The sequence below is a fragment of the Nonomuraea terrae genome (assembly GCF_004348995.1).
GTDB classification, from domain to species: Bacteria; Actinomycetota; Actinomycetes; order Streptosporangiales; family Streptosporangiaceae; genus Nonomuraea; species Nonomuraea terrae.
Map to the genome: position 1 here is coordinate 75396 of NZ_SMKQ01000008.1, position 9589 is coordinate 84984.

The following is a 9589-nucleotide window of genomic DNA, read 5'->3' on the forward strand; positions in this document are numbered from 1 at the left end:
TTAATTGACTCCCACCCCCTAGGTGGATGGCTCATGGTTGCCTTTAAGGTGGGATCTACACCGCACGCAAGAGCAGCCAGGTAACGAGGAGCCCATGAGGAGACCGCATGCCTAAGCCGCCCACGAAGGCTCAGGCGATCGCAGAAGCGCTGGCCGCAAAGATCAGAAGCGGTGAGTACGGCGTAGGAACCTGGCTTCCCTCAGAGCGAGAGCTCGCCACCGAATACGTGGCAGACCGGTCGACTGTCCGACGCGCTCTTCGGCTGCTCCGAGAGCAGGGGCTTGTCGCGCCGCCTTCCAGCCAGGGGGCCAAGGTTGTCGACCCCAACGCCCAGCCGGTTCAGCGCCACGCCTCCGATATCACCAGCAGAGTGGGGCAGTGGCGGGGATTTCACGTGTCGATCCTGGCCCTGGGTCGAGAGCCGTTCACGCACACAGAGATTGATGAAGTGCAAGCTGATGCGGACCTTGGCCGCTGGCTCGGCGTCCCGGTCGGATCACGGCTGCTGCGTCGGAGTCGTGTCCAGGGCGTTGTGGGTGATGCCCCCGTACAGACGTCCACGACGTACCTGCCCTGGGAGTACGTCGAGCTGGTCCCGAGGCTGCTACAGGTCGACACTGGGCCAGGCGGAATGTATTCGAGACTGGAGGAGATCGGGCATCCGGTGGGGGAGTTCGAGGACAGCGTTTCATGCCGGCTGCCGAACGCCGCTGAACAGGAAGTCCTAGAGATCCCAGCGTCGGAGCCGGTACTGACTATCTGGAGACGGGCCTACGACGTGAATGGCCGCATCCTCGACGTCACACACAGAGTCGTTGTCGGCAGCCGCCATGAACAGATCTACCGTTACGGGCCTGGAGCATGAACGAGCAGCCCAACACTGAGCATCCGATTCAGCAACTCTCAACAGAGATCGTCTACGAGAGCCCCTACATGAGGCTGAGAGAGGATCGGATCCGCCGGCTTGACGGGTCGGATGGCCTCTACACCTATGTTGAGAAGCCCGACTTTGCGCTCATCATTGCGATCGAGAACGACGGCTTCCATCTGGTGGAGCAGTATCGATACCCGGTGCGAGCTCGATCCTGGGAGTTCGTCCAGGGCACCTTCCCTAAGATGGGCGTGGGTGCTCCTGAACTGCTAGCTCGTGAAGAGCTCAGGCAGGAGACCGGCATCACAGCCGGCGTTATGCGCCACCTCGGGCGGCTCCACTGCGCGAAGGGCATCTCATCCCAGGGCTTCGACGTATTTGTAGCCAGCGACCTGACCCACGGTGAGGCCGAGCTGGAAGTCGAAGAGCAGGATCTCCGCCATCAGTGGGTCAGCCGCACCGACTTCGAGAACATGGTGACCGACGGTGTGGTTACAGACGACTCCACGCTGGCCGCCTACACGCTATTCCTGCTTCACCAAGGGGCATGATCGAACTGTGGAGCCATGCGTCGAGCAGTTACCCGCAAGCGCGCCTTAGAGCTTGCGGCCGAGTAGCCGGGCCCCGAACCGCAGATGGTGGCCGCGCCCGTTGCATACCCGGCACATGCCGAACGCGCCCTTGAACATGGTCGAGTGACTCTCGCGTGACCGCTGACATGCTTTGCAGATCTTGAATGGGTGCACCATGCAAGAGCCGAAGTAGACGATCGCGCCGACGAGGGCGAGTAACAGGATCGGGTCCACACGCAGCCCCTCTACTCGATGGGTGGGAGTCGCTTCGCTTGGTCGGCTACCGGCTTGCGGGAGGTCCGATCCGTCGTCGCATGTGGCGCATGTACAGGCCGTACGCGGCCACCATGAGACGCTCACGCAATCTCTCGTCGACCATCGTCCTTGAGCGGAACTCTTCGCGGATCGGTACCGGTCCGGCCTCGTTCAGCATGTACAGCAGCGTGGCTGCGATGAGCGCGTCGACTTCGTCCTGCGGATGCCAGGGCGCGTCATGGCAGCGGGCGCCGTCCCTGGTCAGCCACCAGCCGGCGTCGCTCACCTCGAACTGGTGTCGCCAGCAGGGCTTCACCAGGTCGCTGAGTATGGCGGGGAGATCGGCGTCGGTCATGGCAGGTCGCCGACCCGGAACTCGGGTTCGGGCCGCGACCACGGCGGCTGGATGCGGCGCAGCTGAGGCTCCCACGCGGCGTGGGTGCGGAGGATGGCGCCCTGGATGACAGGGTCTTCCTCGTCGTCTCTGGCGACCGCTGTCTGCCCGGTGCCCTTGTGTGTGAGATGGATCCGCCCGTCCTCTGCGCGTACCACGTGACACTCGGGGATCTGGGGGAGCTGGGGCGTGGTCGCCGGAACGTCGCTCTCATAGGCTGAAGCCATATATCGCACCTCCATCGTGCGATCAGGGCCCGTGTAGCGTTCCCGCGCTGCCGGGCCCAACTTTCTGTTGCCATCACCGTAGACCAAACGTCTGCCAACGTCTGCACCTGACTGCGGATATGGGCGATCGAAGGACCACGCCTGGGGACATCTACGGTCCGTGGCCATGACGATCGACCATGACGGGATCGAACCGCTCTACCTCCAACTGGCGGCGATCCTGCGTGACCAGATCAAGTCAGGCGAACTCCCGCCGGGCCGCGCCATCCCAGCGGAGTCGAGGCTGATGCAGATCCACGAAGTCGGCCGCGACACCGTACGCAAGGCGGTGCGCTTGCTGCGCGATGAAGGGCTCGTGGTCGCGGTCCAGGGGCGTGGCACCTTCGTTGCGCCACAGGAGCCGAGCGAGGATTAAGCGGCGCGACGACGTGGGCCCGACAGCTTCTTCTGGCGAAGAATCTGTTCCCCACGTCGCCGCTTGGTCGAGCGTTCCCACTCCCGCATCTTGCGAAACATATGAGGTCTGAGGATCGGATGGGACGTCCTAGTACCACCTAGGTCGGCCGGGGTAATTCCCGGAGGTCTGGGGTCTGTCCTAGGCCACTACGTTCTCACCATGATCAAGTGGGAGCCGAAGTACCGCTACGAGCAGGTCGCCGATGACCTTCGCGAGCGGATCGAGCGTGGCGAGTACGCGCCCCGGTCTCCGATCCCGGCGATCCCACGGATCATGCAGATCTACGAGGTTGGTCGGAACACCGCTCTACACGCGGTCGCGCTTCTCGCCGACGAAGGGCTCGTGGTGATCAAACGGTCGCAGGGCACGTTCGTGGTGCCGCTGGAGGATCGGCCGCAGCGGTGACCGCGCCGGCGGGTGCGGAGCGTGACCCTCGAAGGGGCGGTTCGCGATTCGCGATGGATTCGCGATGACCAACGCCTAATGATCTCCGTTGGCGACCATTCATGACCAAGGAAACCCACGCTGACCAGCGGTGATTCTCTTCAGGGCAGGTGGCCAAATATAACGACTATTCTTTGCAAGCAGGAAGTCAGGAGTTCGAATCTCCTAGGCTCCACCGCAGGTCAAAGGCCACTTCCCATGATCAGGAAGTGGCCTTTTCAATCTTGTACAGCTGCAAAATACAGCTACAGCCTCAGCCGTTCCACACACGCTCTCTCTATTCCTGCGGGATCGGGAATCCGTAGCGCTGTGAGATCTCCTTGAGAGCCTGAACGCAGGCAGACTGCACCGGCGCGTAGTTCTTGTACTGGAGCTTCACGCTGGCGTAGGGCTCATTGCGGCATGGGCCTCGACCAGAGGTCATACCGTGCCAGCCGCAGTGCCCCTTGTGTCCCTCTGTGTCTGGCTGATGATGCTCGGGTTTGTAGGGCTTGACCCATATGACGACGCTCTCCATGAGGCCGACCTTACGAGCGTTCGGCAACAGAAGGATTGAGATCTGTCGCAGCAAGCAAAGGCCATCCCCGAGCGTCCGGGGATGGCCTTCGGCATCGTTCTGTGTATCTCTAACGCTCTAGGTGATCTCCCAACCTCTTGAGTGCTTTGCGCGTCGCTTCCGACGAGACCTCGCTATACACGTTCATGGTCACTGAGATCTGCGAATGGCGAAGGATCTGCATGGCCACACGCGGGTGGACGTCGAGGGCGACGAGCAAGGACGCGCAGGTCTTACGGGTGGCGTGGACGTGCACCCTCCGTACTCCCGCCTTGGCACAGGCAGTCGCGAAGCTTCGCCGGAAGTTGGACGGCTCGATCGGCCGGCCACTGGCGGTCGTGAAGACGAGGCCGGTCTCCTGCCAGTGATCCCCAGCTGCTTCCCGGGAGATGTCGCGTGCCCGTTGACGGGCACGAAGGGCCGTCGTCACGATCTCGGGGAAAGGCAGGGTGGCGTCGGACGCGTCCGTCTTGGTCTGACGATGCAGCAGCTTGCCCGCGACGCGCTGAATCTGCCAGCCGATCGTCATCTCAGTCCGGTCGAGATCGACATCTTCCCACCGTAGCCCTAGCGTTTCACCTAGACGCAGCCCGAGGACGAGCACCAGGACGTACGCCGGGTACATCGGGTCGTTGTTCTTGCGTGCGGACTCCAGGAAGGCCCGTGCCTCCTCGACGGACCAGGGCTTGACCTTGCGCTTGCGCGGCACCGACATCTTGACGTTGGTGGCGACGTTGCGGGTCAACGTCTCCTCCCGCACCGCATTGCTCAGGGCGGCCCGCAGCGTCATGTACGCGTCGTGAACCGTCCACTCCGAAGGTAGAGACCGACAGCACTTGCCGATGGCGCAGCAGTGCCGGCGCCGCTTCGGATTGCTGTGATTCTCGGGGCGTGCGGCATCTTTGCCCTGGTCGCAGCAGAGGCAGGAGCGGCGCAGCTTGTTCAGCCAGGTTTGGACGTCCCGGACGGTCAGCTTGTCGAGCCTCTTGGTGCCGAGCGCTGGAACGATGTAGAGGCGGACGAACATCTCGTAGTTGGCGGCCGTCTTGGGCGCGAGGTTGGGTTCCACGACATTCGTGAGCCAGTACAACAGGTAGTCCGATAGCTTCGGCGACTTCGTGACTACCGATCCCCTACGGGCCAACTCGTGGAGCTTGAGCCACTTCTCGTGGGTCTCCTCGCGGGTCTGGCCATAGGCCCATTTCCGGGTCTTCTTGCCTTCTGGGGTGGTGACCCAGACGTAGCCCGCCCAGCCGTTCTTGTACGGGAAGATCGAGCCTTCGTTGTTGGCCCGGGTTCGCCGACTCTTGCGAGGGCCGCGCTCGGGCTCGTCGGGTGTCGCTGTGGTGGCCTTGGCGGGCATCAGGCGGTCTCCTCGCAGAGCTGGGTCACGTACGCCTCCAGTGCGGCGGCGGGGATGCGGCGGCAACGGACGCCGACGACGATCGAGCGGAGTTCGCCGGAGCGGATGAGGTTGTAGAGCGTCCAGCGGCTGACCTTCAGGACGGCCATCGCTTCCGGGACGGTGAGCAGTTCAGCGGTCATCTGGTCCCCTGAGGAGTGGCGCGTGCTGGCCGGTGATGGCCGAGGCGAGGAGTTGTTCGCCGACGGAAAGCCCTTGTCCGGCGTAGGCCCAGTGAGCAACGACGAGAACGGTGTCCTCGTCGAAGAGTGGGAGGCGTCCGGTGGTGATCTGTTCTGCGCGCATGTGTTCTTCACGGGCGGCGCGCAACGCGCCGAGGGTGGTCGAGTATCGGCGGGACTTGGTGGAGAAGTGGCCGCGGAAGCCGAGCATGTGGGCCCAGTGGGTGAGCCGTAGGTCGACAAGGCCGGGGTTTCGGCCCAGGCGCATGCAGGCGGCGATCAGCCGGCGGGCGTGCTCGCGTACCGGGAGTGCGGCCAGGTCGTCCAAGGGCTGAATGCGGCGGTCGAGGGTACCGACGCATTCGGCGGCCTTGGTGGCGTACTTGGCGATGTAGGAGGCTACGGCTTGTTCGGTGAGGTCGCCGTCCATGGTGATGGGGCGGACGTCGAGCTGCGTGCCCCATCGGAAGGTGCGGCTCAGCGGCTCGATCTCCGCTGTGACGACTGCGGCGGCGTGCTGGACGGCTTGGGCCAGGGCGTCGGCGGTCGCCCAGGGGGGTGGCGGTGAGTCGGGACCGTCTGGTCCGTCCAGGCGGATGACGGCGTGGAAGTGGACGACGCCGCGGCGCTGGTATTCGGCGACCTTGGCGAAGGCGATGCTGACGTGCTCGCGCAGGGCCTTGACGGTCAGGCCGTTGAGGCGGGCGAAGCGGCGGCGCAGGGCGAGGGTGAAGCGTCGCCAGAGTTCGGGGCTGATGGCGTTGAACAGGACCGAGCCGTCGTAGTCGTAGCAGTCGGGGCACAACGGTTCGCCGAGGCGCGGGTCGTCGGCGCTGTGGCGTTCGGTGCAGGACATGACACGTCCGTGCGGGCAGATCTCGGCGTCGCGACGGGCGTGGCAGGGCAGGACCTTGCCGGTCTTCTCCCGCCGGACGTGTACGGCTCCGAAGGACGGCGCGGTGAGGGTGACGAACAGGCACGGGTGCGCGCTGACCGTCTCGGGGACGCCCTTGCCTCCGACGAGCCCGGCGCGGACGAGCTGGTAGGTGTCGGCGCGGTAGACCTCGGCGCAGGCCGGGCAGCGGGAGGTACGGCGGGTCTTGCACGGGACGCGCAGGACACCGTTTGGTTCGGTTGTGGTGCTGTAGCGGTGAAGGAGGTGGCCGGTGGCCTGGTCGTAGTGTTCGACCTTGCCGCGCAGGTGGATGGGCTGACGGCAGCCGCCGGTGTGCTTGATCTGGCAGGCCCAGCGGTCAAAGTCGGGTTGGTTGAGCCGGTGGATCATTCCGGCGACGGCATGGCTGTGGGCAAGGTGGGGCAAGATGGGTTCCGTTCTATCCAGATGCTGGTGTGGATGGCCCCCGGCCTGGCGCGGATCTTGGCGGATGTGTGGCCAGGCGGGGGGCGCTACGGCTATGCGCCGTGGTTGTCGATGCCGGTGCCGTGGCAGTCGGCGCAGGTCTCGTCGTCGGTGATGCCGGTGCCGTTGCAGGTGCAGCAGCGGTAGTGGCCCTCGACGAAACCCGTGCAGTGATCTTGCATGGGTTCCTCTCAGGAGGCTGAAGTCCGCAGGGTGCGGAGCAGGTCAGAAGCGAGTTGCTCGGACACGCCCAAGCGGGCACGAAGTAGGTCGCGGGTGATGGGTTCGCCATGCCTGGCGTGGTGCTCGACGGCGACGCGCCGTGCGTAGGCGAGCAGGGCCGGGTCAGGTGCGGGTCCGTGGTCCGGGCCCTCATCAGTCGGGACGAGGACGGGGCGGTCCGCTTGCGGGACGGTCCGCGATCCGGCCGGGGCGGACGTGGCTGGTACGCACGACGAGGAGGGCTGCGGGAGGTCCCGCGGTGAGTCGGTACGGATAGCAGTGGCGCGGCGTTCGAGCATGGACACCGCGACGAGGAAGGCACCGGCCGGAGTGGCGGCGGTGATCCAGCCCCAGACAGTCGGTGTGGCCTGGGCGAGGTTGGCGGCTAGAGACAGGACGATGCCTCCCGTCAGAACCAGCACGGGCCACGAGACGGGTCCGCGTCGGGTACGGCCGGTCTTCTTGTCCCGTTGGCGTTCGCGGGCAGCCATGACGCAGGTCAGGTCGATGCAGATGGCGATGGCCCAGGACATCCAGCCGGACTGACCGTGTTCGCTGGCGGTCTGGCGAATGTGGGCGAACGAGCCAGCGCCCGCGATGACGGCCAGGACGAGAACCGGACCCGTGTCGAGCAGCCAGCCGGTGAAGCGACGCACCTCGTCTCCTCCTCGCCGTCGTTCAAGCGGTCTGCGGGTCAGGTGTGTGTTGGTGTTGTGCGGTCATCACATCCGCCCACGTCGGCGCAAGATCGGCGTAGGCGGTTGCGGCGTGTTCGGCCGTTTCCTCGCTGACGTAGAAGGACCGAGCCCGATACCACTGGCCGTCCTGGCTGGCGACGATCGCGACGCCGGGCGTCTCCGGGGCGATGGCTCGAGCGGAGTCGAGCGCGGCCGGGTCGAGATCGCCGAGGGTCATGGTGGCGGTCTCGGGATCGTTGACCCGATGGCAGATCCTCCCGGAGCACTGCGCGCGGAGCGCGGTGACACCAGGTCCGAGGTCGGACCCGATCCGTTGGCCGCAGCAGAACAGGTAGATGCCGAAGGCCCGCCCAAGCTGAGCCACCCGCAGCAGCGCGGTGGACGTCTTGGCGATCTCGTCCTTCTCTGACTTGTCGGCCATCAGATACAGCTCAGCCAGCTCATCGACCAGGACGACGACCGGTACCGGCCGCATCGTCGGTGGGAGCTGCCAGATGTTGCGGGCGCCGGCCATCCGGCACACGCCCATCCGGTCCGTCATGAGCGCGACCAGGTCATCCAAGAGCCCGCCGCACTCAGCGCGGGTGGTGGCCAGTGCGGACAGTCGGGGCGCGTACGGCGTGAACTCCACCCCGCCCTTGAGGTCGAAGCCGACCAGGGCGACCGGCTGCGGAGCCAGGCCCACGATGAGGGCATTGGCCAAGTTGGACTTGCCCGACTGAGTGGCTCCCGCGTTCAACCAGTGCGGCACCGTACGGAAGTCGATGACCCACGGCTTACCGGTCTCCAACCGCCCCACAGTGACTTTGAGCAACTCGGTCGAGGGCGGAAGCTCATGGACCTGCACGAGCGGATCGCGAAGGGTGACGGAGAGCCGTACGCGTCCTGGCTTGTCGGAGGAGACCCGTACGGCATGCACTCCCCACGAGTGCGCCAGCCGTTCGGCGACGTCGGCGTAGTCGCCTGGGATCTGCCCCTCCAAGGTGTGCAGGGTGACCCTCCACCCGTAACGGGTAGGGAGGGGCAACCACATGAAGGGCTTGGTGTCCACGGCGATGCGCTGCCACTTGCGCCGGACCCGGACGACACCGGTCGAGGCCACCAGCCCGGGCACGGTGGTGAACCAGAACCGGTGCCGCTTCTTGGTGAGCCCGCAGCCAAGGGCGACCCTGCGCCAGGACGCCCACACGCTGATCGCCGTGATCGGGTAGCCGACCACGAGCCAGAAGGAGCGATGGCGCCAGCGGCGCCAGGCCCAGAGCCCGGCCGGTACAGCGGCCAGGACTCCGAGCGTCCACAGGTACTGGTCAGACACTGGCCGCTGCCTCCTGCTGCGGAAGCAGGGCGGCGGCTCGGTAGGAGATGCCCCACCGACCGGCGATCTCCCAGACGTAGCCGAGCAGGCCGACCGCGTGGACGGCGTCTCCGGCCGAGATGGGCGGCTCCCCGGTAGTGCCTATCTTGACGAGTTCGATCCGGCCGAACTCGTCCTCGACAGAGACGGTCACCTCGTAGACGGTGTTGCCGTTCTTGTCGGTCTTGATCTCGCCGGTGTCCTTGTTAAGGACCCGCGGGCGCGGGGCCTTCACGCAGGTGATGGCGAGCTTGCTGGTGTCCACAGGAATGGGGACGGTACGCATGGCGAATAGACCTCTCGTCGGCCTGCTGATCAGGCGTTTCAGGACGAGGGAGGGCCGTACCGTCAGCTCGGACGCGATAGCATCGAAGCGCCAACTAGGGTGCTAACGCATCCGGCCTGGGCGGGTTCCTCCGCTCAGGCCACTTTCATGTGTGGCCTTCTCTCTCCGCCTTCCGTGAGCGGACCTCCTTGATCCACCCCTGAAACGCGAAGAGCGTTCGTGCTGGGCTGCCACCCTCCGACTACGGAGAGTTCCAGCTACAGCACGAACGCTACCTGATACCGAGAGTAATCGCTAGTACTTAGAGT

13 protein-coding genes are annotated in these 9589 nt (G+C 65.3%); 4 read left to right on the forward strand and 9 right to left on the reverse strand.

All coding sequences use genetic code 11. The features are described 5' to 3' along the window. Positions 1-107: 107 nt before the first annotated feature. Both E1286_RS05385 and E1286_RS05390 read left to right on the forward strand, forming a co-directional pair. Positions 108-866 carry a GntR family transcriptional regulator gene (locus E1286_RS05385; RefSeq protein ID WP_132609276.1) on the forward strand — a complete coding sequence of 253 codons (759 nt, stop codon included), beginning with the start codon at positions 108-110 and terminating at the stop codon, positions 864-866. Then, the gene (locus E1286_RS05390; RefSeq protein WP_132609278.1) at positions 863-1423 is read left to right on the forward strand and encodes an NUDIX domain-containing protein; all 561 of its coding nucleotides are present in this window, start codon (positions 863-865) and stop codon (positions 1421-1423) included. The genes E1286_RS05385 and E1286_RS05390 overlap by 4 nt, the downstream gene beginning before the upstream one ends. A 301-nt stretch (positions 1424-1724) precedes the next feature. On the opposite strand, the gene E1286_RS05395 is transcribed toward E1286_RS05390, so the two are convergent. Together E1286_RS05395 and E1286_RS05400 are read right to left on the reverse strand one after the other, a co-directional pair. Next, on the reverse strand, positions 1725-2054 hold the full coding sequence (locus E1286_RS05395) for a hypothetical protein (RefSeq protein ID WP_132609280.1): 330 nt from the start codon (positions 2052-2054) through the stop codon (positions 1725-1727). After that, positions 2051-2320, reverse strand: a complete 270-nt coding sequence (locus E1286_RS05400; protein ID WP_132609282.1) for a hypothetical protein — start codon at positions 2318-2320, stop codon at positions 2051-2053. Before E1286_RS05400 ends, E1286_RS05395 begins: the two co-directional genes overlap by 4 nt. Before the next feature lie 166 nt (positions 2321-2486). Between E1286_RS05400 and E1286_RS05405 the strand changes: the two genes are divergently transcribed. Both E1286_RS05405 and E1286_RS05410 read left to right on the forward strand, forming a co-directional pair. Continuing rightward, complete coding sequence (locus tag E1286_RS05405; RefSeq protein WP_132609284.1) at positions 2487-2735, forward strand: GntR family transcriptional regulator; 249 nt, start codon at positions 2487-2489, stop codon at positions 2733-2735. Between the two features lie 201 nt (positions 2736-2936). Then, positions 2937-3182 carry a winged helix-turn-helix domain-containing protein gene (locus tag E1286_RS05410; protein WP_132609286.1) on the forward strand — a complete coding sequence of 82 codons (246 nt, stop codon included), beginning with the start codon at positions 2937-2939 and terminating at the stop codon, positions 3180-3182. A gap of 665 nt (positions 3183-3847) precedes the next feature. Here the strand turns inward: E1286_RS05410 and E1286_RS05415 are convergent. The 7 genes from E1286_RS05415 to E1286_RS05440 all read right to left on the reverse strand — a co-directional run bounded on the left by E1286_RS05415 (position 3848) and on the right by E1286_RS05440 (position 9260). Further along, positions 3848-5140, reverse strand: a complete 1293-nt coding sequence (locus E1286_RS05415) for a site-specific integrase (RefSeq protein WP_132609288.1) — start codon at positions 5138-5140, stop codon at positions 3848-3850. After that, a complete protein-coding gene (locus E1286_RS05420; RefSeq protein ID WP_132609290.1) occupies positions 5140-5322 on the reverse strand; it encodes a helix-turn-helix transcriptional regulator in 183 nt (60 codons plus the stop codon). The genes E1286_RS05415 and E1286_RS05420 overlap by 1 nt, the downstream gene beginning before the upstream one ends. Then, on the reverse strand, positions 5312-6646 hold the full coding sequence (locus tag E1286_RS05425; protein WP_132609342.1) for a replication initiator: 1335 nt from the start codon (positions 6644-6646) through the stop codon (positions 5312-5314). The genes E1286_RS05420 and E1286_RS05425 overlap by 11 nt, the downstream gene beginning before the upstream one ends. A gap of 128 nt (positions 6647-6774) precedes the next feature. Next, a complete protein-coding gene (locus E1286_RS51160) occupies positions 6775-6903 on the reverse strand; it encodes a hypothetical protein (protein ID WP_281282622.1) in 129 nt (42 codons plus the stop codon). Between the two features lie 9 nt (positions 6904-6912). After that, positions 6913-7599: a DUF2637 domain-containing protein gene (locus E1286_RS05430; RefSeq protein WP_132609292.1), complete on the reverse strand. Its 687-nt coding sequence runs from the start codon at positions 7597-7599 to the stop codon at positions 6913-6915. 22 nt (positions 7600-7621) lie between these two features. Further along, complete coding sequence (locus E1286_RS05435; protein WP_132609294.1) at positions 7622-8956, reverse strand: FtsK/SpoIIIE domain-containing protein; 1335 nt, start codon at positions 8954-8956, stop codon at positions 7622-7624. After that, a complete protein-coding gene (locus E1286_RS05440; protein ID WP_132609296.1) occupies positions 8949-9260 on the reverse strand; it encodes an SCO3933 family regulatory protein in 312 nt (103 codons plus the stop codon). Before E1286_RS05440 ends, E1286_RS05435 begins: the two co-directional genes overlap by 8 nt. Between the last annotated feature and the right edge of the window lie 329 nt (positions 9261-9589).